The organism is Anoxybacillus sp. PDR2 (assembly GCF_009834045.1).
GTDB lineage: Bacteria > Bacillota > Bacilli > Bacillales > Anoxybacillaceae > Anoxybacteroides > Anoxybacteroides rupiense.
On the sequence record NZ_CP047158.1, the window covers coordinates 513614 to 536149 of the forward strand.

Here is a 22536-nt window from a genome sequence, read left to right on the forward strand (position 1 = left end):
TGTCTAAAGGCTCGTTGCCTTAGTTTATCTATAAGTCATAAACAAGCATTGAAGTCGACTAAAAAATGATGAAAGCCATGGCTTCTTCTAGAAAAGCCTCTTGTATTATAGATAAGAAGGCGATGCCAAAATCGGCATCATGCGCTCTATCTTCAAGCTGCCTGTATATCACGTTTTTAGAAAGGGTGAGAATCATTGATTTCTGAAGCAGCTAAACAATTATTAATTCAAATCGTTGGCCGGGAAAACTATGACGATTCAAAAGCGGGGAGACTTGTTTATTCCTATGATGCCACTCCGCAATTTCAAGCGATTCCTGAGGCGGTGATGGCGCCACGAAATACGAAGGAAGTTTCCGAGATTGTGAAAGTTTGCGCCGAGTACCGCATTCCGATTGTTCCACGCGGTTCCGGTACGAATCTGTGTGCCGGAACATGTCCGATAGAAGGTGGAATTGTCCTGCTTTTTAAGCATATGAATCGCATTCTTGAAATTGATGAAGACAACTTAACAGCAACGGTTCAACCGGGGGTGATTACGCTCGATTTGATTAAATCAGTAGAAGAAAAAGGGTTGTTTTATCCACCTGATCCAAGCTCGATGAAAATTTCAACGATTGGAGGAAATATTAATGAAAATTCCGGTGGTCTGCGCGGGCTGAAATATGGAGTCACTCGTGATTATGTCCTTGGGCTTGAGGCGGTGTTGGCCAATGGAGACGTTATTCGCACAGGAGGAAAATTGGCCAAAGATGTGGCTGGTTATGATTTAACAAGATTATTGGTTGGATCGGAAGGAACGCTTGGAATTATCACAGAGGCTACGCTAAAGCTTGTGCCGATGCCGGAGGCAAAGAAAACGATGCTAGCTCTTTATCAAGATTTAGAGGCGGCTGCCCGATCTGTGTCCAAAATTATTGCAAGCAAAATCATCCCTGCGACATTGGAATTTTTAGATCAGCCAACGCTTAGAGTTGTAGAAGATTATGCACAAATTGGCTTGCCGACAGATGTAAAGGCCGTTCTTCTTATTGAGCAAGACGGTGCACGTGAAGTGGTGGAAAGAGAGATGCGGCAAATAGAAAGAATTTGTAAAGAGGAACAGGCGGTGTCTGTACAATTGGCCCGTTCTGAACAAGAAGCCGATGCTTTGCGCACAGCGCGGCGTTCGGCATTATCCGCCCTTGCTCGCCTACGGCCGACAACGATTTTGGAGGATGCCACTGTACCGCGTTCAGAGATAGCAAAAATGGTAACAGCCATCAATGAAATTGCCGAGAAATACCGCGTCATGATTTGTACATTTGGGCATGCCGGCGATGGCAATTTGCATCCAACATGTCCGACGGATGCACGTGATGATGAAGAGATGGAGCGAGTGGAAGCAGCGTTTGCCGAAATTTTTGCCAAGGCGATTGAGCTTGGGGGTACGATTACCGGGGAACATGGAGTGGGAGCCATGAAGGCGCCATATTTAGAATGGAAGCTTGGCAAGGAAGGGGTAGAGGTGATGCAAGCGATCAAGCGTGCGCTTGATCCCTACAATATTATGAATCCAGGAAAAGTGTTTGCGAAAAGTACGAGGAAACGTGTGGTGGTAACAAAATGACTTCGTCAAAGGAGCAAAAAGCGATCCAAGATCAGTTTCGTGAACGGATGAACGAAGATGAGCTTATGAACTGTATGCGTTGCGGTTTTTGCTTGCCGTCATGTCCCACGTATATAGAATCGGGATCACAGGAGCTGCATTCGCCAAGAGGACGCATTGCCATCATGAAGGCGGTAGTCGATGGTTTGATTGAACCGGATGAGGACGTTGAACGTACACTGAATATGTGTTTGGGATGCCGAGCTTGTGAGCCGGTTTGTCCTTCAGGCGTCCGTTATGGACATTTATTGGAAGAAGCGCGCGATATTATTCAGCAAAATAAAAAACATTCATGGCTTGTTCGCGTGCTGCGTAAGCTGGTGTTTAAAGAATTGTTTCCTTATCCTAATCGTGTGCGCGTAGCAACAGCCTCCCTTGGATTTTATCAGCGCTCAGGACTGCAAACGTTTTTACAGAGAACGAGATTGTCTCATGTTTTGCCTGCCCATTTAAGGGAAATGGAAAAGGTTTTGCCAAGTGCTCCAACGCTAAAAAAAATGAAAAAGCGGCCAAAGCATTTGCCGGCACAAGGAGAGGCGAAACGAAGAGTCGCTTTTTTCTCCGGTTGCTTAATGGATACGCTGTTTATCGAAACGAATGATGCAACGATGAAGCTATTGCAGCTAGCTGGATGTGAAATTGTCATTCCATCTTTGCAAACATGCTGCGGCGCTTTGCATGGACACAGCGGAGAAAAAGAGCAGGCTAAATGGTTAGCCAAGCGAAACATTGAGGCGTTTGAGCAATGTCAGGCAGATGCCGTTATTACAAATGCAGGCGGTTGTGGAGCGTTTTTAATGGAGTATGATCATTTGTTGAAAGATGATCCTGATTGGGTTGACCGCGCTAAAGCTTTTGTGGAGAAAGTTCGTGACATTTCGGCTATTTTAATAGAATTAGGGTTTCAGCATAAAGGACTGAAGCTGCCGCCGCAAATTGTTACTTATCAGGATTCGTGCCATTTGCGAAATGTCATGAGAACATCATCTGCGCCGCGGCAACTGCTTCAATCGATTGCTGGTGTAGAATTTCGCGAAATGAGAGAGTCTGATCGCTGCTGCGGTTCTGCAGGGATCTACAATATTGTTGAACCGGAAATGGCCATGCAAATTTTAGATCATAAAATGGTGTATGCAAAACAAACGGGAGCGACTACCATTGTGACGGCTAATCCTGGCTGTTTGCTGCAAATGAAACTAGGAATTGAGAGGAAAGGGCTGGGAGAAAAAGTTCGTGCTGTGCATATTGTGGAAGTATTATTTGAAGCGGTTAAGGAAAGCGGCTTGTTTGAAGAAAGTAAAGACGGGTAAGCAGGATAAAAATTTTAGGGGATCTACGTATAAGTGACTTGCTAGCTGGACATAATAGGGGTGTAGAGTTTTCCAAGTATTCCCCCGATCCCCTGTGAATATATAAAAGTCCCTTCATTTTTATGGAGGGACCTTTTTTTGAGTTATGCTACTCTTTTAGCGCCGATAAATTTTGGTTTCCAGTAAGAGTTATTTAAACGATCGATTTTTACACCGCTTGATGTAGCATGAATGATGGAGTTGTTGCCAATGTAAATCGCAACGTGGGAAGCACCTTTTTTATATGTACTGAAAAATACGAGATCACCAGGCTTTAATTTTGATGTATGTACGCTTGTTCCTTTTTGGTACATAGATGCTGCGGATCGCGGTAATGTTTTACCGACCTTTTTATATGTATAGTAGACAAAGCCGGAACAATCAAAGCCTTTTGGAGTTGTACCGCCGAATTTGTAAGGAGTGCCGATCATTTTTTTTGCTTCTGTGACGACTTTTTGTGTATTTACAGCCGCTTCCGCTTTGAAAGCGTTACCAAAAAGAGAACTAAATACAATCATGAATGATAGTAGAGTGACTGTAAACGTTCTATTCATTTTCCTTAAACCTCCGACAACGAGTTTCCGTTTCTTTCTCACAGGTTTCAGTATAGCAAAAATATTGTCGAAATGTTGTTACATTTAAATTAAATAATATTACAGACAAATTACAAAATTTGATGACGAAGATTTAAGACCTGGTACTATATATAAAGCTTTATGTGACTACACTTTCAGCGTTTGCGCTTTGTTTATGCGAGGAACAGAAAGCGTTCGGCTTCATGTCTTCACATTCGCCGATCAATCGGCTGCTTTTGTTTACCGATAGAGCGTATTTAAAGGATATACATATATAACTAGAGAATGTCAGAAAATGTCGAAAAAATAGGAAGGATGAAGGGAGAAACCTCTATATTTTCCATTTATAATAATAAATAAAAGTGCATGGTGAGCGTTTATGCTATCGAAAATGAGTGAATATATGTTATTTACTGTTGGCATTTTAATCGTGATTTTATTCGGACAGCAACAAATGAATCGATTGATTCATAGAAAGCTCAAGGTGTCTATTTTTTATATAGCGCAACGATCGACAATGCTTTTTTATGTTTTTGTTTTTTTACTGCTAGCCACTGGCATTTGGTATGTGAACGGGCTTGAACATCAGGAACGCCAAAAATATGAACGAAATTTGTCACGTTTGGCGGCAAGTTTCGCCGCTGAACTCTCGCAAATGAATCACCAGCAGGTAACAGACACAACCAATGCAAATGATAAAACCTACCTCGGTCTTTTGCGTACGTTGAATCGCTGGCAGCATGATCATCCCAATATACGCCAAATTTATACATTAAAACAACGAGCAGATGGTCAGAATTATGTCATGCTTTCCGTCAAAGCAGATGATGGAAAGCATGATGGACAACAGGTTCAGGATTTGCCGAGCGGGGCGGCCTATCAGGCGCATATGTCAGAGCTGGCGCAAGCATTTCAAGGAAAGATCAGCATTAAAAATGAGGGGGATTTGCCAAAAAACTTTGTTATATTTTGTCCAATCCTGACCCAGCAAGGCAAGGTGGATGCCGTTTTAATCATTCGCTATGATGGAGCACACTATATGAAGAAAATGCACCATCAACTACACAAAGGAATGGGAAGGATCTTTTTACTATTTTTTATTTCTTATATTTTTTATTTATTGCTGCTCTATGTCCGCTTAGACAAACTATCTTTTAAAAAATATAGCGAAGAAGTGCAAAGGATTCAGCATCGTCTTAAACGTCTTTCTGAAATATCTATGGAAGGAATTATTATTTATTCGGGGCAAACGATTTTGGAAGTGAATCATGCTGCATGCCGGTTATTCGGTTATACAGAGAACGAGCTGATGCGGACACCGATGGAAGCGCTTGTCGCTTCCCCTCCATTGCCAGATTGGACGCAATCTTTGGTTGAAGATACGACATATGAAGTGCATTTGCGTAAAAAAGACGGCACGACTTTCCCTGCAGAGGTTTTGAAGCGCAAATATGATGATTATTCCCGATCCCGAATGGTCGATGTAGTAGCCGTCCGAGATATTACAGAACGAAAAAAACATGAAGATCGAATGAACTATATTGCGTTTTATGACGATTTAACAGGTTTGCCTAATAAAGAAATGCTATATCAGATGTTAAGCGAAAAGCTAACGGATGCACAAAATCTCAAAAGAAAAACAGCAGTTATGTTTATGGAAGTGAAGGGAATAAAAGCGGTAAATGATTTGTATGGCTATACGGTTGGGGATCAAGTGCTTCTAGCATCCGTGGCGAAGATAAAAAATCTAGTCGGCGAAACCGATATTTTTGGCAGATGGGGCGGGAACGAATTCATCGTCATTTTGCCGCAAGTGGACAGAGACGAACAAGTAAGCGAATTATGCCAGCGTTTAATCGAAGCAATGGAAGAGCCGTTGATCGTGAACAAACAGGAATTTCGCTTGACGCTAAAAATCGGCATTAGTTGTTATCCGAAAGATGGAGATAATGGTCACACATTAATTCGCAGAGCTGATATAGCTAGACATGAATTGTCAAAACAGGCCATTGGCCAATTTCGCTTTTTTGAGAAACAAATGAATCGAACCATTTATGAAAAAATTCATATGGAAAGAGAATTGCGCAAGGCGCTGGAAGCGGAGGAATTTGAGCTTCACTATCAGCCGCAAATTCAACTGCAAACAGGAAAAGTGATCGGAATCGAAGCACTTATCAGATGGAAGCATAGGGAAAAAGGAATGATCTCGCCAAACGCATTTATTCCGATTGCCGAAGAGACGGGTTTCATCATTTCGATTAACGAATGGGTTATGGAAACAGCATGCCGGCAAACAAAGCTGTTGCTTCATCAATATCCTTCCTTATCCGTTTCTATTAATTTGTCGCCTTGTGAGTTTGAAAGCAGAAAGCTTATTTATAAGCTTGCGAAAATCCTTGAAAAAACCGATTTTCCGCCCCATTGCCTAGATATCGAAATTACTGAACGCATGACGATGGATACGGAAAAAGCCATTCCGATTTTAAAAGAGCTGAAAAATGTAGGTGTCAATGTCAGTATTGATGACTTTGGGACAGGGTACAGCTCGTTAAGCTATTTGAAAAAACTGCCGATTGATCGCTTGAAAATTGACCGTTCATTTGTGCAAAATGTCCAAAAAGAAGAAGAAGCTATTTTGCCAGCGATTATCACTTTAGGGCATAATATAGGTGTAAAGGTGCTTGCGGAAGGGGTAGAGACAGAGCTGGAGGCTGCCTATTTAAAAGAAAAACAATGCGACGAAGTGCAAGGCTATTATTATACAAGGCCGCTTCCGTACGGCGAATTGGTACAATTTCTTGATCAGCATAAACAGCAAGCAAGTGCCATCATAAGCTAAAGATGGATGTGAGATCAAATGGATATTATTTCAAAAATTGCGGAGGAAAGAATTCGGGAAGCCTTGAAAAATGGGGAATTTGATCATCTTCCTGGATTGGGCAAACCGCTGGAGTTGGAAGATTTGTCGCATATTCCTGAAGACTTGCGAATCGGCTATCTGCTGTTGAAAAATGCCGGATATGTCTCTGAGGAAGTCGAATTAAAAAAGGATGTAATGACCATCGAAGACCTATTGCGTTGTTGTGATGATGAAACAGAAAAAGAGAAACTCAGGAAAAAACTGAATGAAAAACTCCTCCGTTGGAATTCGCTGATGAAAAAGCGCAATAAAACGAACTCTCAAGCCTTGCGCGACTATCAGCAACGGATTGATGAAAAGTTTCGATAATCAATAGAAAAGCTTGCTGCGGTTTATCGGCAAGCTTTTTTATTTTGCATGCAAAGTTTCTTGCAAAGTGGGGAAGATATCATTAGGTTTGCTATTTTGTTTGACTCCATTATTTTGAATTTCAAAGGAGAGTGAAACATGATGAAAATGAGATGGATTTTTTGGGTGTTAGCGCTCATGCTTGTGATTCCCACAGGAGCGCTGGCGGAACAAAGAGAGCCTAGCATGGAGGCAGGAGCTCAAGCATTTGCAGGGCATATGTTCAAACATGGAGAACTGGATGAACAAAAATGGCTGGAAATTGTAAAAAAATATACACCGAATCAAGCTGCAGAATGGCAAAAGATTCTTAATGAACGAAAAGAACTAAGAAAGCAACTGCAAAGCGAAGAAGTGCAAAAGGCCCTGCAAGCAAAACATGCAGAGATGAAAAAGAAAAGAGAAGCGGATTTTGACCAATTAATTGACCGTCTTGCCAATAAAGAAATAACCAAACAGCAGTTCAAAAAAGAATGGAAGAAGTTACATAAACATAAGAGATGGATGACAAAAGCAGAAAGACAAAAATTGTATAAGCTTCATCATCAAACGCATGAGGCAATGAAGAAAAATGATCAACAGGCCCTTTCTTCCTTGCTTCCACAATGGTTGGAGCATATGAAGAAAGAAAATGAGCGTTTGGCCAAATGGATTCAAGAAGCGACACAAAAATAATATAGGCCATTTGTAGTGACATCTAAGCTAGCTCTTGCAAGGAAAATCTTCCTCAATAAAAGCGCGCCTGCGCCTTTCATAAGGAGGATTCCTGCGCAAGAGCATTTTTATTTGGCAAGGAGACAAGCAAAACAGCGGTTGTAAATATCAAAAATACGGAAAAAATAACTAGGATTCAAATGAAGAAATAATTGAAACGGTCTTTTCGCTTCTTAATAAAAAAGAAATTCGTGTTTACTCGATTTGTTTGGTATTGTTGGGCTGGTCTCGACACCGATATAGATACTATAATGGAGAAAAAAGGCCAAGAGTTTCTATACGGCCGTTTTTGGCAAAGGAGAAATTCGTATGGGATATCCGGTGATGCTGCATATCGCCAATCAACACGTTGTTGTCATTGGTGGGGGGAGGGTGGCCGAACGGAAAATAAAAGGTTTGCTGGAGGCGGAAGCAAAAATTACGGTCGTCGCTCCTTCTGCTACAGGGGGGATTCAACAGTTAGCGGCAGCCGGAGCACTCGTTTGGCGCCGAAAAACATTTTCTCCTGACGATATTAAAGAAGCGTGGATGGTGATTGCGGCCACGAATAATCGAGAAGTAAATGAAGCGGTGGCCGCCGCAGCGGAGCCTTATCAACTGATTAACATTGCCGATGATCCAGAGCGGTCTAATTTTCATGTTCCGGCGGTGGTAAGGCGTGACCGATTGACGATCGCTGTTTCAACAGGAGGAGCGAGCCCGACTGTCGCCCAGCAAATCCGCCGTCAGCTTGCGGAACAATATGATGAAGATTGTGGACGGTATATCGAGTTTCTTTACGAGTGCCGCCAATTTATTTTGCGGAATGTAAGCGATGAGCGAATACGAAAAAAATTGTTTAAGGCGATTGCCCAGGAATCGTTCCGCAAGAAGGGAAATTGGGAAGAAGAGTTCCACCGACTTTTAGAAATGACCTTATAAATGAGAAGAAAACCTGTTTGAATGAATAAATCTTCGAAAAAAGTGAAAGAGGGATAAGTTTTTTAACATTCTTCAGTCGAGAAGTCTCCCACTTCTAAATCTTGCGAAGCTTGATGAAAGTGGGAGATGAATCGACTTCGGACAAGGACAGGCTTTTGCCTGTTCAATTGTCTGACCCTGTGGTAAAATAAACCTATGTCGTTCTTTCATAACTGGATATAGGAGGTTGCATGGAGAAAATAAAATGCGAAAACCAAGCTGATCCTTCCATGCGTAAAATATCCAAGGTACAAAAGAACTCCGAATTGTCGGACATCTAGGGTTGGAACGACCCGAAGTCACGCTCAGGGAGACGAAAGGCGGCTTTCGTCGTGGAACTGAGAAGCTCCCACTTCAAGCTTTAGCTAAGTGGTGAGTAGTTCACCAGCTTTCCCAAGTCTCCTATCTTCAAGGAGCGGGAAGGGCGACAGCCCAGTGAGCAGGGGAGATGAATGTCGGTGATCGCCAATCGATAGGATCCTCTATCGTTCAAACGGACCCCTTCGGAACGAAGGAAAGCGTAGGGGGGGGATTGTGTGTGGCTTACCGTTCAGCGGACACGCGCAAGTCGCTTGAAACTCCCTCTTCTAAGCGAAGCGTAGGTGGTGGGTAAGTTCACGCAGGCCGTCTTTCAGAAAGGCGGACCTGCTTTTCTTTTCTAATTTTCCCATTTGTACGTCCAAAACCGCTCCGTTTTCAGCCATTCTAACGCGTCACCGCCGCGTTTAGAAGCAGCGCTCATCAATCCTTCTGTTTGGGAACGGTGTGCTTGAATGGCGGCGATTTTTTTATCAATGACTGCGCTGACATCACGGACGATATCAGGTTTTCCCAAGTCTTGTTCGCAATTTTTAGCAAATGCGACACAATGGACAATTGGCCGCTCTTCTTTTGGAATTCGCTGGACGGCGTGAATGACAGCTGCCCCGCATGCGTCATGGTCAGGATGAACGCTATAGCCAGGGTAAAACGTGATGATTAAAGATGGATTCGTTTCTGCTATAATAGCGCTAATGCGATCAGCGATCAGTTCTTCATCTTCAAATTCAATCGTTTTGTCACGGAAGCCGAGCAAGCGCAAATCGTCAATGCCAATCGCTTCGCATGCCGCTTTTAACTCTTGTTTGCGAATGAGCGGCAACGTCTCACGGTTAGCAAAGGGAGGAGTTCCCATGTTGCGTCCCATTTCTCCAAGAGTAAGGCAAGCATATGTGATCGGAGTGCCTTTTTCTGCATGCATGGCCAGTGTGCCGGAAACACCAAATGCTTCATCATCTGGATGGGGAAATACAACAAGTACATGTCTTTCCATTTTCATCCCTCCCTAAAAAGGTTCATGGCTCAATTGTAGAGCAACTGCGAGCTTCCCTTCATAATCATGGCCGGCAAGCAAAAGCTGCCCTTTGTCAGTCATCTCCCAATCTGTTAACCCTTCTGCATATATCCAGCCCAACTCCAGCTTTAATCCGATACGGTAAGGTCCTTTGCCAACGATTTTTCCATGGCTGAAACGGATTCGTCCGTTGCGGATGTATGCACCTGCTGAGAAAAATCCTTCGTTATGATGGGCAGCGTATGCCCCGTTTGTTGTTTCTAAATGCAAGTACACGTCTTGACCTTTGAACTGATTCAAGACGGTTTGTACCTCTTCAATACGAATCGGCTGCAAAAAAACCCCTCCTCGAACATCGTTTTTATTATTGTACATGAAAGCTAGACATAAAAGAAAATATTTCGTCCGCAAGACGTTTGCAAGGAAGCGGTGAAAAAATAGACCATATCGATAAAGATCGTGCCCATTTCATATCATCCCCCGAGAAGTCTTCCATTTCTAAACGAAGGGTAGGTGAGAGAGGTTCATAGATGATGATTGATGGATGCTTTGATTCCAGCAAACCTATGAGGAAAGACTAGGGATCAATTTGTAATTTTGAGGCTGCAGCGAGAGAAGGTGTCGTTCCATTTACGTGCTTGTTTGGGTTTTTTGTTGTATAATATCTAAAAATAGAGAAAATGCGAAAAATATGGCTTCATAGGTTTAGAAACTTGCACCAATTGAGTGATAGGAGAGGTGATTTGGATGAGTTTTCAAGGAAATGGTGTAACGTTTTTAAACATTGATGGTGCATATGTTTCGCAGCCAGGCCTTCGTCGGCTGCCGCACGAATGGATTGATTTAATGGATGTAGCGCATACCAACCTATATTGTGAGCAAGCCTCTTTATGCGAGTTGGAAAGGCGCATCCAAACATGCAGAAACCTTGTGTTTATTGGCAGCGGTAATTACCACTATATCTCATATTTGTTGATGAAAAGAATCCAAGAACCGTTTACGCTCATTTTGTTTGACAATCATACCGATATAGGGAATGGGACGGATCATGAACAAATCATCTCCTGCGGTTCGTGGGTTTCTTATGCTCTGGAGCTTCCTTTACTGCAAAGAGCCGTGATTGTCGGACCTACACGGTGGCAGTCTTCTCTTTTTTCTTCTGAGACCATTGTCTTGTCAAACAATATCGTTTCTCCGAATCTTCTTTTATCCCATATTCAAACAGAGAATGTATACATTAGCATTGATAAAGATGTTCTTCGCGAGGAGGATGCCATGACCAATTGGGATCACGGAACGATGCCGCTTTCCGCTTTGATTGGCTGTCTGCAAGAGTTGTTTGTTCATAAAAATGTAGTAGGGATCGATATATGCGGCGAGTATCCGCAAGCTTCCATTTATCCATTCGATCCAGTGAGTCGGGAGGCGGTTCGCAAAAATGAGCATGCGAACATGTGCATTGCTCATAACTGTTTGTACGATCCGCAGCCTACAACTTTTATTATCCAATAAATGGTGATACAATAGCGCCCGGTGCTGGGAAACAACCGGGCTGTTTTTAATAAATAATGCGAAATGTTTTTTCGTTTGGAATAGGATCGATGGATTGAATATCTAAATGGGTCACTTTCGAAAACGGAGAGCCCTGGCGAATTTTATCAATAAATAGATGAATTCGCTCTTCATGTCCTTGCGCTTCCAGTTCTACCGTTCCATCCTCATTATTTTTTACCCATCCGGTTAAATCCCATTTTAATGCTTCATGTTGTGCATAATAGCGAAAGCCGACGCCTTGGACGCGGCCATGAACGATCACATGCAATCGCTTCATTCCTATTGCTCCCCCTCCTTGTATGTCCCCTATCTATCATCATACACGAGAAGAGGGATTTTCCATACTCATATAAATGTCCAGACCAAAAAATTTTTCTTTAATTGAAAGAAGAAAAATACGCCTTTATTGATATGGAGGAATGAAGCATTTTCCACATCGATGAAACTTGCTGCTGTTCGACTTGTTTACGACCGTCCTTTTTTGATAGGACCTTCGTTTATATATCAATCGGATTGGAAAGGAACTTTTCAAACTCCGATCGTTAACTGAGAATATTTTTGTAGCTTTTCTTTAATAAGCTCCTTAAGAAAAGGATGATACCCTAAATAGCCGCATAAGACCCATTGCTGGTCGGAAGAAGTAAGAGAGCGCAGCCGCTGTTCGATTTTTTTCATTAACACTCCGGTAAACAGTAAATAAGGGACGACGAAAATCGTTTGATAAGAGGATTGCTTAGCTGCTTGTAAAGCATCCTCCAGCGATGGTGCGGCTGCAGCAAGAAAGCATACGTCAACACGGGAGACGTTTGTTTTTTGCTGCAACATGCCGGCGATTGTTTTCATCGCACTTTTTGTGTCGGGATCGCTGCTTCCACGGGCAACAAGAAGAATCATGGCACGCTCATGAAGCGAAACAGCGCTCTCCATCATTCGTTCGATGATGATGGAAACCATTTTTTCATGGATGCCGAACGGTTCATCTAATAAAATTTGCAAAAAAGGGTAGCGCTGTCTTGCTTTTTGGATGGCCTCTGGAATATCTTGCTTCACATGTCCAGCGGCAAGTAGCAAAATAGGAATGACAATGATGCTTGTTGCCCCTTTTTTTACGCAAATTTCGATTCCTGTTGCGATATCAGGGTCTGCCAATTCAATAAAACAAATTTCTTGAATCGGGAAATCGGTCGACATTTTGCACTGTTCAACAAAAGCGATCGCTTCTTCGCAAGCTTTCGCTAGACGGCTTCCATGACAAACATATAAAACAGCCTGCATAAGCGCCTCCTTAAAATGCTTCGTTAGCAAACGATGATGCTTGGAATCTTAATTGCTCGAACCATTGAATTTTTTCTCGCAGGGCGACAACCTCGCCTATGATAATCATGCTTGGATTTTCGATTTGTTTTTGTTGAACAGCTTCGACAATTGTTTCAAGAGTGGCTGTCACGGTTTTTTGTTCGTACAGCGTGCCCCATTGGATCACGGCTGCAGGAGTGGATGGCGCTTTTCCGTATTTGATTAACCGATCGCGAATATATGGAAGATTGCTGATGCCCATATAAATAGCGATCGTGTCAATTCCTTTGGCAAGACTTTCCCATTTGATTTCTTCTTGGCTATCGGCACGCTGATGGCCTGTAATAAAGGCGACGCTTGAGCTGAAGTCGCGATGGGTCACAGGAATGCCGGCATAAGCGGCTGCAGCGATACCGGACGTAATACCAGGAACGATTTCAAAGTCAATGCCATGCTTGGCCAGCATCTCGGCTTCTTCGCCGCCGCGGCCGAATACGAATGGATCTCCACCTTTTAATCGTACAACGATTTTTCCTTTCTTCGCATGGCGCACAAGGAAATGATTGATGGTTTCCTGCTGCATAGTATGATAGCCGGGGAGTTTTCCACAAAAAATCAATTCTGCTTCTTTTTTGGCATATGTCAGCAGTTCTTCATTAATAAGGCGATCATATAAAATCACATCTGCTTTTTGGATGCACATTAATCCTTTGATGGTAATTAGTTCTGGATCGCCGGGACCTGCTCCGACCAAATACACTTTTCCCATCCTTCCGTTCAGCCCTTTCTGTTTAAGCATTCTTCTATTGCTGCACATGAATTTCGTCTTTGTCAATTGGCCAAAACGCCTGCAAACATATTGGCTGCTTCATTTGTCTATTATTGAATGAATGGACAAGTTAGCGCCAAGTTTTAAAGTATTGGCATGATAAAGATGAGCGTTAAACTTGCTTCATCTGATCTTTCTAACACAGGTGCGTTAGTGAGTGATTTTGTATCACTCGTCGTACGGCTAGCTTGGGTGGCGAGGTTCATTGTAAACAACGAACCCCCCGCCTCGGCGAATGAGTTTTTTCTCATGCAGCGAAATATCGATAAAATCAGGAACCTTCAGAAAATGTTTTTCAAGCTCTACTTCGACAAGACGAAACGCTTGCTCGTCACTGCTGGCAGCAATGACGAGATAGATGGTGTTTGTTTGCGTTGTTACTTCAAAGCGATATAAATACATCGGCGCCACCTTCATGCAACTGTGCTGAAATTCGTTAAAATGCGATCCAATTCTGCCTGCAACGCTTCAATGCCGACGCGATTAAAGTAATCAAGAAATGTCTCGCCAGGCAGCTTTGTTTCTTGAAAATAGGAGAACAGCAATACAAGCACTTCTTCGATTTGTTCTGCCGGGATCTTGCCTTTTAATTTTTCGTTAAATTTTCCGTCGTTTTGCAGCGTACCGCCTACATAAATTTCAAACGCCTCAACCATGCCTTTGTCTTTTGTTTTCATTTTGATCCCTTGAAGCCCGATATCGCCAATTTGTCTTTGACCGCAAGAGTTTGGACAGCCGACCATATGGATGCGTACGGGAACATCAAGCTGTAAACGGCTATCTAAGTATTCTGCGACATGACGCATCCGCTCTTTTGTTTCAACCAATGCGAGATTGCAAAACTCGATGCCTGTGCAGGAAACGGAGTATCCAATGAACGTTTTTGGCCGCACGGTAATCCGCTCAAATATTTTTTCGTGAAGCACCGACTCTACATATGAATCTGGAACGTTGGGAATAACAAGATTTTGTGAGTTGCAAAAACGAACCTCGCCATTTCCGTATTGGCGGGTTATTCTGGCAATCTCAAATACTTCATCAGCGCTGAGACGCCCAACCGGTACGTTAAAGCCGATATAGTTCAGCCCTTCCTGCTTTTGGCGGTGTACACCGTAAAAATAGCCGGCATTCCAGCCTTTTTGCACCGTTTCGCCTTTGGATGGCAGCGGACCTGTATATTCTAAAAGCTTTTCTTTAAATTTTTCCACTCCCCAATCAGCGACAAGGAATTTAAGACGCGAACGATGACGTTTTTCGCGATAGCCATAATCACGGAAAATAGTTGTAATAGCAATGGCGACCTCTTTTACGCGTCCTTGTTCTACAAATATATCAAGCAATTGGGCAAGATGCGGAGCCGACGACAACCCGCCTCCGACTTTTACGTGGAAACCTAATACTTCTTGACCGTCGATGACTTTTTTGGCCGGTATAAAGGAAACACAGTGAATTTCAGCATTGGCTGCGTTGTATACGTTGGCACTTATCGACATTTTATATTTGCGTGGTAAATTAGAAAAATCTTCATTGTGCTGGAAAAATTCATAGACTTCGCGAACAATATGCGTTGTGTCAAATAACTCATCTGGGTCGATGCCAGCTAGAGGATTGCCGACAATGTTGCGAGTGATGTCACCGCATGCGCCGGCTGTCGATAGTCCGACACGCTTTAATCGTTGAAAAATATCGGGAATTTGTTCGATTTGCAGCCAATGGAATTGAACGGCCTGCCGTGTCGTGATATCAAATAGGCCACGCCCGTAATCGCGGGCAATCCCTGCCAATGTTTCAAGCTGTTCATTATTTAAAATGCCTGAAGGGACGCAGACGCGCATCATAAAATAGCCGGCTTCTTTGGGACGCTGTAAATACAGTCCAGCCCATTTAAAATAATCCCAGTCTTCTTGAGGAATCGCGGCAAACCCTTCTTTTGCATAACGCGGGATCTCATCAAAAATTTTTAAACCGTCTTTTTCTAGCTTTTTTAATTCGGTTTTGTTCAGTTTTGGATTAGCAGCCCATGTTTTTTCGTACGCCATCTTTATAAATCCTCCTTAATAAAGTGTCGATCGCGTAAATATGCAATCACTTGATCGGCACATTGATGAATGGAATGAAGGTGGGTGTCAATGATGAGTTCCGGAGCTTCCGGAGCTTCGTATGGCGAATCAATGCCGGTAAAGTTGCGAATTTCTCCGTTTCTAGCTTTTTGATATAGCCCTTTTGGATCGCGTTTTTCGCATTCCTCAAGAGGGCATTTTACGTAGATTTCGATAAATTCATCGCTTTCCACCAGCCCACGCACTAGCGCACGGTCTTGAGCGAAAGGGGAGATAAACGCTGTTAACACAAATTGCCCGCTGTCGACAAACAATTTGGCCACTTCGCCAATGCGGCGGATGTTTTCAGTACGGTCTTCAGCAGAGAATCCCAAGTCCTTGTTTAATCCATGGCGAACGTTATCTCCATCAAGCACATAATTTTGAATGCCGAGATCAAATAGCTTTTTAGAAACGGCGTTAGCTACTGTCGATTTTCCAGAGCCAGACAGCCCAGTGAACCATAAAACACAGCTATGATGGCCGTTGCGCTGGCGGCGTTCCTCCTTTGTCACGGCCGTCTGATGCCAAACAACGTTCGTGTTCAATGTGATTTCCTCCTTTGTTAGCGAGCGGAATGAGGAACTGCCAACCCCTTAATAAGCACTTGCACCACTTCTGGACGGCTGAATGTGCTAGGCGGTACTTGGCCGCTTCTCAACATTTCTCGTACTTTTGTTCCCGATAATACTACGTGATGTTCGCTGCTATGCGGACATGTTTTTGTTGAGGCCATTCCCTCGCATTTTGTACAATAAAAGCTATGTTCAAAAAATAATGGAGTAATGCCGAGATCTTCTGGAGAAAAATTTAAGAAAATCTTTTGAGCATCATATGTGCCATAATAATTTCCAACGCCAGCGTGATCGCGTCCGACAATAAAGTGCGTGCAGCCGAAGTTTTTGCGCACCATCGCATGGAAAATGGCTTCCCTTGGCCCTGCATAGCGCATGGCTGCTTGAAAGACGCCAAGAAACACTCGATCCTTCGGATAGTAGTTTTCCAAAAGTACTTGATAGCTTTCCATGCGAATATCAGCTGGAATATCGTCGTCCTTGGTTTCGCCGACAAGCGGATTTAAAAATAGTCCATCGACGATTTCAAGTGCGCATTTTTGAATATATTCGTGAGCGCGATGCACAGGATTTCGCGTCTGAAAGCCCACAACGGTGTTCCAACCCAATTCAGCAAAGCGTTGGCGTGTCTCGGCTGGATCGAAATAAAAGGAAGCAAATCGTCCTTTGTTTGTTCGATTAACAAGGGTGATCGGCCCCCCGACGTAGACATTGGGTCTTTCGAATAATTTTTTGACTCCAGGATGATTCCAGTCCTCTGTTTGATAGACAAGAAGGGCTTCCTTTTGTTTATCAGGCACGTATAGCTCTTGAACTTCCATCACGCCGTATACTTGGCCGTTGTGGACAAGCTTTACCGTTTCGCCGATGGAAAGCTCAGCTGCTTTTTGTTCACTCACAGCAAGCGTAATCGGAATGCTCCAAACGATGCCATTGGCAAGGCGCATCGTTTTCACAACAGATTCGTAGTCCTCCTTTCCTAAAAATCCTGTTAGCGGGCTGTATGCGCCAGTACCGATCAATTCAAGATCGCTTAATTCTGCATTGGACAGCTCAATTTTTTTCGTCACAGAGTGGAATGGATATTCCGGGTTCCAACGATTGATTAATGTACCGCCATGTGGGATGCTTAAGCTCATTTTCATTCCTCCTAAAATATAGTAAATAGGGCCGCTATGGTTAGCGAGCGTTGTTAACGATTGATATCGCTTGTGTTTATAAAAGCGATAGGATAACTGTGATTTAATGTTAAATTCCTTCGCCATGTTCGTGCAAAGATCGCTTTTCTTCTGTTACTGTTTTTTTGAGACTGATGATTCCTAGGGTGGACAGAAAGACGCTAAAAATAGCAATAAACGTGTAAATATCGCTGTCCAGCAGTAATTTCACAAGACTATAAGCGATAACAAGAGAAAAAATAGGTGAAACAACCCAAACCTTTAACAGCTGAATAACAATTCGTTTTTGCCAAATGTACGTTCCTGTTTTGGCTGTTCCGATTCCGATAATAGCGGATGTGGTAATCTGCGTTAATGGAACTGGCAGACCGAAAAGGGAAGAAAGAATAACAAGGATGGCTCCTGTTCCTGAGATCGCGCATCCTTCAAACGGAGAAAAATGAATAATTTTTTTCCCGTTCGTTTCAAGCACGCGCCCGCCCAGTAAAACGGCTCCTAATGCTACAAATAAGCCGCCAAAAAAAGTGCCGGAATTCACTGAGATCAAATTGGCGCCGACGAGAGGGCCGACAGCGTTGGCCACGTTGTTCATTCCAGCTGAAAAAGCTTCAAAAAAGCCAGTCACAATTAACAAGGACATCAGGCTTTTTTTCCACATGCCCTGTTCAATGTAGGGATGTTTTTCTTTAAGCCGCAAAAACCATTTTCCAACGATAAAGGTAAAAGTAAAGGCGATGACTGGAATGATGATCCAAATGGAAACAATAAATAGAAGTTTAGAAAGATATAACGTTTGATAAGCCATGCCGGCACCGACGACAGCACCAACCGTAATTTCGCTTGTTGATAGTGGAATTCCTATCATGTTGGCCGCAAATAAGGAAATAGTCGAAGCTGCTAGAATAATCGTGACAATTTTAATCGTTAAAATGGACGAAGGGATGATGCCAGAACCAATTGTTTTCACGACTTCTCCTCCGCCAAGACTCCCTAGAAAAACACCGAGACCACAAAGAAGGAGGGCGATGGATTTCCGCTGAATGGCTCCTGAGCCATAGGCTACTCCCATCGCTGCGGCTGCTCCGCTAGCTCCGATATTCATGGCGAAAAAGAAGGAGACGGCAAAAGCAACGGCTAAAAGCATGTATGCCCCTCCTTATGATTCATGGAGGCCGCATTCGACTTTTCCGCGCCCAGCCCATCTGCCTGAACGCAAATCATTTGCATCAAGCGCAGGAGATGTGCACGGCTCACAGCCAATGCTTGGGTAGCCTTTATCATGAAGCTCGTTGTATGGCAGCTGATGTTTATAGACATAGTTCCATACGTCTTTCCAAGTCCAGTGAATCAGCGGACATATTTTAATAGATTGAAATTTTGGGTCTTTATTCAGAAATTCCACATGTCTCCGTGTGGAAGACTGCTCACGGCGCAATCCAGAAATCCAGGCTGGCACACCTGTCAAGACTTCGCGCAGCGGGATAATTTTGCGAATTTCACAGCAGCGATTTGGCTCCTGCACCCATAGTTGCTCTCCCATTTGTTCTGCCTGCTCTTCTAGCGATAGGCGCGGCTTTTTCATTACAATGCGAAGCGAAGGATATTTTTTTTGAACTTTTTCAATCGTTTCGTATGTTTCGCGAAAATGGAGACCCGTATCGAGAAAAACAACGGTTGCGTCCGGTTTAACTTTAGAGATTAGATCGATTAAGACGATGCCCTCAATACCGAAGCTACAGGCATAAACAACCTCATCTCCATAATGCTCATAAGCCCATCGAATAACATCTAAGGCTCCTTTTGTTTCATTGTCAATTGAGAAGAATGGCATTTCTCCATTCCATGTGTCATAAGTCAGCAAGGTTGTTTCCTCCTTTATTTGGTGGTAAAAAAAGACAGTTTTCACCTTGCTCTGTACGATAGAAGGGAAAACCGCCTCTAGTTTGTCTAGTCAGCGCGCCTTATTATTTAATTCTTATCTTTTCGTTTTTTTCAAGTTGAATCACTTTGCCGTCTTGGATCACAAGCGTGATCGTGCCAAATTTCATTGACTGCAGCATTTCTTGTATTCTAGTAAAAATGGCAGCGATTTGCTGTTCATTTCCCATTGCGATTCCTCCTTAGTGTCAATAAATAAAAAAGCTTTCCATTTCGGAAAGACAAAGGAGGCTGCCTATTTCACCTTATCTCCCAAAATGGTTCCCATTTGGATGGACGTAGCACCTTGCTTCATGAATTTGAAGTAGGTTGCCGGGGTTCATTGGGCCAGTTCCCTCCCCCACTCTTGATAAGTATGTAATTGACTAAAATTTTAACATAATTCGAATAAATGTCAACCCGAGTTTTTCGATAGGAATTTATTTTTTCATTTTAACATTATTTGTCGAGAAGTCTCCTATCTCTTAATGAAGTGCTGGTCGGGGAGGTTCATTCATGTGATGGGGAATATAGAATGAAAAGGGATAACATCATATAGATCGTTATGAAAATGGGAAAAGATAGGAAGGGAGAAGAGGGGGAGGCCATTTTTCAAAATGGTTCCATTTTACTTCCCGCGATTAGCTGCGATCTTTGTTTGCTAAGCGGGGTCTGCGGGGGAATATGCCTAAAAGAATGACAGACAACGACCATTTGGACATTGTCTGTCACCTAAAAAGCTGACGAGGCGCCTTTTTATAGAAAAAACGGAGCAGGCGCGGACACCGCTTCCAGCATGGAAAAGCCTCTATCTTGTTTCGTTATCGTTTGCGTAAATTTCCAAGCTCTTCGACAATGGCTTGCATTTCATTAGGGCTGAAGGAGCTTTTTCTCATGACCATTTCATAAAGATCTCTTAACTCCTCATATAGCGTTTCGTCAAAATGGGATGACTTCATCACATCAAAGTTGAGAACCTTCAGCTTTTCCTTTATTTTTTCAATCATGTATTCCATATTTTCAAGAGATTTTTGCGATAAATCCAAAAGTCTCATCCTTTCTGAATTTGATGGATAGAGTCATTGTACCATATGGAAGGAATGAAAGAATATACATGTATACTGTTATTTTGTTTATAATGGATAGCGAAGGGAGATGTGTTGTGATGATTAAAGTGTTATTTGTTTGTCTTGGGAATATTTGCCGATCACCAATGGCTGAAGCCATTTTTCGCGACTTGGTCAAAAAAGAAGGGCTTGAAGATCAAATTATGATCGATTCGGCGGGAACGGGGAATTGGCATATCGGCAATCCGCCTCATGAAGGAACGCAAAGCATTTTAACAAAGAAGGGAATTGATTTTTCAGGAATTCGGGCAAGACAAATTGGCGAAGAGGATTTGCGGATGTTTGACTATATTATTGCGATGGATGTCGAAAACATGGAGGATTTAAAGCGCTTGGCTGGATATAATAAAGCTGGCTTTGTTGGCCGTTTACTTGATTTTGTTCCAGACAGCGATATAGCTGATGTACCGGATCCTTATTATACAGGTAATTTTACCGAAGTGTACGAGCTAATCCAAAAGGGCTGCCGGCATTTGCTTGAAGCGATTAAAAAAGAACAAGGAATATAATCAACCAAAGGGGGAGGAGAAGATGAAAATCGCAAGAAACATCATGATCGGAGCGGTTATTGGTGCAGCTGTTTCGCTGCTTGATCGAGAAACGAGGCATTCGCTGAAAGAGGTATGGGTGCAACGGGGCAAGCTGATTCGCCAGCTGCCAGAGCGAATCCATGAATGCCGCGAGAGTATAGGACAGCTTGCGGAAGACGTAGTCTATACAGCGGAAAAAATAAAAGAAGTAGCTGAAAAAACACCAGAGATGATCGAGTGGGTAAAAGAATCATACGATGCAATCAAGCATAAAGATCTTCGCCTGAAAAAGTGAAGGGAGCATATGGTCATGATGATGAACCTCACGTTTATACGTGAAATGGTCAAGCGGTTTCGGGAAGATGAAGTCTCTCGTCTTTCAGCTGAGTTAGCTTATTTTTTCCTTCTTTCTCTTTTTCCTTTTCTGATTTTTTTATTTACATTGATGGCGTATTTGCCAATCGAGCATGAGGACGTTTTATCGGTTGTTCGCCAATATGCCCCGAAGGAAGCGATGGACCTTATCGAAGCAAATATTCATTATGTTATGAATCACCAAAATGGTAAGCTGTTGTCATTCGGAATTATAGGAGCTGTCTGGTCTGCTTCGAATGGTATTGACGCTATTGTTCGTGCGTTTAATCGTGCTTATGATGTGCAAGAAAGCCGTTCCTTTATCGCGGCTAGAGGCGTGTCCATTTTGCTGACATTTGGAATGATGCTTGTGATTGTAGTGGCTCTAGTATTGCCCGTTTTTGGGAAAACGATCGGGCTTTTTTTATCCTCCATGCTCGGCATTTCGGGTATCTTTTTAATGATTTGGAGCGCGTTTCGCTGGATTGTCAGCTTCCTTATTTTGTTCGGTGTGTTTACTTCGCTGTATTATTTTGCTCCGAATAAGCAATTACATTATAAGCAAGTGATGGCAGGTGCCATGTTTGCTACCATTGGCTGGATTGTTACATCTCTCGCTTTTTCTTATTACGTAGAGAGTTTTTCTAGTTATACATCTATGTATGGGAGCCTTGGGGGCATTATTATTTTAATGATTTGGTTTTATTTATCCGGAATGATCATTGTGTTGGGTGGAGAATTGAATGCGGTTTTGGAATGCCAACGAGAAGGAAGGAAACGGGAACGGTAGAGCGCAATTCCCTTTTATAAACTGCGATTGGAGCGGGGATGATAACCATTGTATCCGGTTAGTTAAGGAGGAATCATCATGACAAAGCATACTAAAAAAGATGGCGGCACGAAACAAAAAGGAAAAAACCGGCCAAAGCATAAAACAAGCAGCAGTGCAAACGGACAAAATGGATACCATTAAATAAAAAAAGAAAAGGGCTGTCGTCAAGGCAGCCCTTTATTCAGCGAGTTCCTCGTAGTGATAATAGGTTTGATTATAAATGTGTTCAATTTCCGCATCTGTCATGTATAAAAGCTGTTCTTTTGTGAATCCTTTAACTTTTTCAATAAACTCAATCATATTTTTCCGTTCGGCTCTGCTCATTCTTCCTCTCCCTTTCATACTGTTTTAAAACAGGGTTTATTTTTGTTGTTTGTATTATATAACAGAATGGAGAGA

At 42.8% G+C, this 22536-nt stretch carries 25 protein-coding genes and 1 riboswitch; of the genes, 10 read left to right on the forward strand and 15 right to left on the reverse strand.

The annotated features are described in order from the left end of the window. The first annotated feature begins 195 nt into the window (after positions 1-195). The gene (gene glcD, locus GRQ40_RS02480; protein ID WP_159719304.1) at positions 196-1608 is read left to right on the forward strand and encodes a glycolate oxidase subunit GlcD; all 1413 of its coding nucleotides are present in this window, start codon (positions 196-198) and stop codon (positions 1606-1608) included. Then, on the forward strand, positions 1605-2957 hold the full coding sequence (locus GRQ40_RS02485; protein WP_159719305.1) for a (Fe-S)-binding protein: 1353 nt from the start codon (positions 1605-1607) through the stop codon (positions 2955-2957). Before glcD ends, GRQ40_RS02485 begins: the two co-directional genes overlap by 4 nt. A 143-nt stretch (positions 2958-3100) precedes the next feature. Here GRQ40_RS02485 and GRQ40_RS02490 read toward each other — a convergent pair whose 3' ends face one another. Next, positions 3101-3550 (reverse strand): C40 family peptidase, encoded by a 450-nt coding sequence (locus GRQ40_RS02490; RefSeq protein WP_044743871.1) that lies wholly within the window; start codon positions 3548-3550, stop codon positions 3101-3103. A 400-nt stretch (positions 3551-3950) separates the two neighbouring features. Between GRQ40_RS02490 and GRQ40_RS02495 the strand changes: the two genes are divergently transcribed. The 4 genes from GRQ40_RS02495 (at position 3951) to GRQ40_RS02510 (ending at position 8474) form a co-directional block, all read left to right on the forward strand. Next, positions 3951-6410 (forward strand): putative bifunctional diguanylate cyclase/phosphodiesterase, encoded by a 2460-nt coding sequence (locus GRQ40_RS02495; protein ID WP_066146649.1) that lies wholly within the window; start codon positions 3951-3953, stop codon positions 6408-6410. A gap of 18 nt (positions 6411-6428) precedes the next feature. After that, complete coding sequence (locus tag GRQ40_RS02500; protein WP_066146652.1) at positions 6429-6800, forward strand: DnaJ family domain-containing protein; 372 nt, start codon at positions 6429-6431, stop codon at positions 6798-6800. Between the two features lie 141 nt (positions 6801-6941). Continuing rightward, positions 6942-7514, forward strand: a complete 573-nt coding sequence (locus GRQ40_RS02505; RefSeq protein ID WP_159720729.1) for a hypothetical protein — start codon at positions 6942-6944, stop codon at positions 7512-7514. Positions 7515-7862: 348 nt separating this feature from the next. Further along, positions 7863-8474 carry an NAD(P)-binding protein gene (locus tag GRQ40_RS02510; RefSeq protein WP_159719306.1) on the forward strand — a complete coding sequence of 204 codons (612 nt, stop codon included), beginning with the start codon at positions 7863-7865 and terminating at the stop codon, positions 8472-8474. Between the two features lie 697 nt (positions 8475-9171). Here the strand turns inward: GRQ40_RS02510 and bshB2 are convergent. Both bshB2 and GRQ40_RS02520 read right to left on the reverse strand, forming a co-directional pair. After that, complete coding sequence (bshB2, locus tag GRQ40_RS02515) at positions 9172-9825, reverse strand: bacillithiol biosynthesis deacetylase BshB2 (RefSeq protein ID WP_044743867.1); 654 nt, start codon at positions 9823-9825, stop codon at positions 9172-9174. A 12-nt stretch (positions 9826-9837) separates the two neighbouring features. Next, complete coding sequence (locus GRQ40_RS02520; RefSeq protein ID WP_044743866.1) at positions 9838-10182, reverse strand: YojF family protein; 345 nt, start codon at positions 10180-10182, stop codon at positions 9838-9840. 411 nt (positions 10183-10593) lie between these two features. On the opposite strand from GRQ40_RS02520, the gene GRQ40_RS02525 reads away from it, so the two are divergent. Beyond that, positions 10594-11358, forward strand: coding sequence for an arginase family protein (locus tag GRQ40_RS02525; RefSeq protein WP_044743865.1), 765 nt, complete (start codon positions 10594-10596; stop codon positions 11356-11358). A gap of 46 nt (positions 11359-11404) precedes the next feature. On the opposite strand, the gene GRQ40_RS02530 is transcribed toward GRQ40_RS02525, so the two are convergent. From GRQ40_RS02530 to GRQ40_RS02580, 11 genes are all read right to left on the reverse strand, one after another. Continuing rightward, a complete protein-coding gene (locus GRQ40_RS02530; RefSeq protein WP_044743864.1) occupies positions 11405-11677 on the reverse strand; it encodes an acylphosphatase in 273 nt (90 codons plus the stop codon). Positions 11678-11928: 251 nt separating this feature from the next. Beyond that, positions 11929-12675, reverse strand: coding sequence for a sirohydrochlorin chelatase (locus GRQ40_RS02535; RefSeq protein WP_159719307.1), 747 nt, complete (start codon positions 12673-12675; stop codon positions 11929-11931). Between the two features lie 10 nt (positions 12676-12685). Continuing rightward, positions 12686-13465 carry a uroporphyrinogen-III C-methyltransferase gene (cobA, locus tag GRQ40_RS02540; RefSeq protein ID WP_159720731.1) on the reverse strand — a complete coding sequence of 260 codons (780 nt, stop codon included), beginning with the start codon at positions 13463-13465 and terminating at the stop codon, positions 12686-12688. Positions 13466-13708: 243 nt separating this feature from the next. Further along, entirely contained in the window at positions 13709-13927 is a 219-nt protein-coding gene (locus tag GRQ40_RS02545) for a DUF3906 family protein (RefSeq protein WP_066146664.1), read from the reverse strand. Positions 13928-13938: 11 nt separating this feature from the next. Continuing rightward, on the reverse strand, positions 13939-15564 hold the full coding sequence (locus GRQ40_RS02550) for a nitrite/sulfite reductase (RefSeq protein ID WP_159719308.1): 1626 nt from the start codon (positions 15562-15564) through the stop codon (positions 13939-13941). 2 nt (positions 15565-15566) lie between these two features. Continuing rightward, on the reverse strand, positions 15567-16172 hold the full coding sequence (gene cysC, locus GRQ40_RS02555) for an adenylyl-sulfate kinase (RefSeq protein WP_159719309.1): 606 nt from the start codon (positions 16170-16172) through the stop codon (positions 15567-15569). A 17-nt stretch (positions 16173-16189) separates the two neighbouring features. Then, entirely contained in the window at positions 16190-17338 is a 1149-nt protein-coding gene (sat, locus tag GRQ40_RS02560; protein WP_159719310.1) for a sulfate adenylyltransferase, read from the reverse strand. Positions 17339-17447: 109 nt separating this feature from the next. Then, positions 17448-18521, reverse strand: a complete 1074-nt coding sequence (locus tag GRQ40_RS02565) for a sulfate permease (RefSeq protein ID WP_159719311.1) — start codon at positions 18519-18521, stop codon at positions 17448-17450. Between the two features lie 12 nt (positions 18522-18533). Further along, complete coding sequence (locus GRQ40_RS02570) at positions 18534-19238, reverse strand: phosphoadenylyl-sulfate reductase (RefSeq protein ID WP_159719312.1); 705 nt, start codon at positions 19236-19238, stop codon at positions 18534-18536. 103 nt (positions 19239-19341) lie between these two features. Further along, a complete protein-coding gene (locus GRQ40_RS02575) occupies positions 19342-19485 on the reverse strand; it encodes a YezD family protein (RefSeq protein WP_082063674.1) in 144 nt (47 codons plus the stop codon). A 72-nt stretch (positions 19486-19557) separates the two neighbouring features. Continuing rightward, positions 19558-19671: riboswitch (SAM riboswitch) on the reverse strand. 444 nt (positions 19672-20115) lie between these two features. Then, entirely contained in the window at positions 20116-20340 is a 225-nt protein-coding gene (locus tag GRQ40_RS02580; RefSeq protein ID WP_044743855.1) for a DUF1128 domain-containing protein, read from the reverse strand. Between the two features lie 119 nt (positions 20341-20459). On the opposite strand from GRQ40_RS02580, the gene GRQ40_RS02585 reads away from it, so the two are divergent. The 3 genes from GRQ40_RS02585 to GRQ40_RS02595 are packed head-to-tail and all read left to right on the forward strand — an operon-like array spanning position 20460 to position 22095. Further along, positions 20460-20930 carry a low molecular weight protein-tyrosine-phosphatase gene (locus GRQ40_RS02585; RefSeq protein ID WP_066146681.1) on the forward strand — a complete coding sequence of 157 codons (471 nt, stop codon included), beginning with the start codon at positions 20460-20462 and terminating at the stop codon, positions 20928-20930. Between the two features lie 22 nt (positions 20931-20952). After that, positions 20953-21246, forward strand: a complete 294-nt coding sequence (locus GRQ40_RS02590) for a YtxH domain-containing protein (RefSeq protein WP_159719313.1) — start codon at positions 20953-20955, stop codon at positions 21244-21246. A 15-nt stretch (positions 21247-21261) separates the two neighbouring features. Next, positions 21262-22095, forward strand: a complete 834-nt coding sequence (locus GRQ40_RS02595) for a YihY/virulence factor BrkB family protein (RefSeq protein WP_044743852.1) — start codon at positions 21262-21264, stop codon at positions 22093-22095. A 219-nt stretch (positions 22096-22314) separates the two neighbouring features. On the opposite strand, the gene GRQ40_RS02600 is transcribed toward GRQ40_RS02595, so the two are convergent. After that, entirely contained in the window at positions 22315-22461 is a 147-nt protein-coding gene (locus tag GRQ40_RS02600; protein WP_044743851.1) for a BH0509 family protein, read from the reverse strand. Between the last annotated feature and the right edge of the window lie 75 nt (positions 22462-22536).

Coding starts and splice junctions, on each gene's coding strand:
- GRQ40_RS02485 (WP_159719305.1), top strand. CDS start 1,605: ATGACTTCGTCAAAGGAGCAAAAAGCGATCCAAGATCAGTTTCGTGAA.
- GRQ40_RS02490 (WP_044743871.1), bottom strand. CDS start 3,550: ATGAATAGAACGTTTACAGTCACTCTACTATCATTCATGATTGTATTT.
- GRQ40_RS02495 (WP_066146649.1), top strand. CDS start 3,951: ATGCTATCGAAAATGAGTGAATATATGTTATTTACTGTTGGCATTTTA.
- GRQ40_RS02500 (WP_066146652.1), top strand. CDS start 6,429: ATGGATATTATTTCAAAAATTGCGGAGGAAAGAATTCGGGAAGCCTTG.
- GRQ40_RS02505 (WP_159720729.1), top strand. CDS start 6,942: ATGAAAATGAGATGGATTTTTTGGGTGTTAGCGCTCATGCTTGTGATT.
- GRQ40_RS02510 (WP_159719306.1), top strand. CDS start 7,863: ATGGGATATCCGGTGATGCTGCATATCGCCAATCAACACGTTGTTGTC.
- bshB2 (WP_044743867.1), bottom strand. CDS start 9,825: ATGGAAAGACATGTACTTGTTGTATTTCCCCATCCAGATGATGAAGCA.
- GRQ40_RS02525 (WP_044743865.1), top strand. CDS start 10,594: ATGAGTTTTCAAGGAAATGGTGTAACGTTTTTAAACATTGATGGTGCA.
- GRQ40_RS02530 (WP_044743864.1), bottom strand. CDS start 11,677: ATGAAGCGATTGCATGTGATCGTTCATGGCCGCGTCCAAGGCGTCGGC.
- GRQ40_RS02535 (WP_159719307.1), bottom strand. CDS start 12,675: ATGCAGGCTGTTTTATATGTTTGTCATGGAAGCCGTCTAGCGAAAGCT.
- cobA (WP_159720731.1), bottom strand. CDS start 13,465: ATGGGAAAAGTGTATTTGGTCGGAGCAGGTCCCGGCGATCCAGAACTA.
- GRQ40_RS02545 (WP_066146664.1), bottom strand. CDS start 13,927: ATGTATTTATATCGCTTTGAAGTAACAACGCAAACAAACACCATCTAT.
- GRQ40_RS02550 (WP_159719308.1), bottom strand. CDS start 15,564: ATGGCGTACGAAAAAACATGGGCTGCTAATCCAAAACTGAACAAAACC.
- sat (WP_159719310.1), bottom strand. CDS start 17,338: ATGAGCTTAAGCATCCCACATGGCGGTACATTAATCAATCGTTGGAAC.
- GRQ40_RS02565 (WP_159719311.1), bottom strand. CDS start 18,521: ATGCTTTTAGCCGTTGCTTTTGCCGTCTCCTTCTTTTTCGCCATGAAT.
- GRQ40_RS02575 (WP_082063674.1), bottom strand. CDS start 19,485: ATGGGAAATGAACAGCAAATCGCTGCCATTTTTACTAGAATACAAGAA.
- GRQ40_RS02585 (WP_066146681.1), top strand. CDS start 20,460: ATGATTAAAGTGTTATTTGTTTGTCTTGGGAATATTTGCCGATCACCA.
- GRQ40_RS02590 (WP_159719313.1), top strand. CDS start 20,953: ATGAAAATCGCAAGAAACATCATGATCGGAGCGGTTATTGGTGCAGCT.
- GRQ40_RS02595 (WP_044743852.1), top strand. CDS start 21,262: ATGATGATGAACCTCACGTTTATACGTGAAATGGTCAAGCGGTTTCGG.
- GRQ40_RS02600 (WP_044743851.1), bottom strand. CDS start 22,461: ATGAGCAGAGCCGAACGGAAAAATATGATTGAGTTTATTGAAAAAGTT.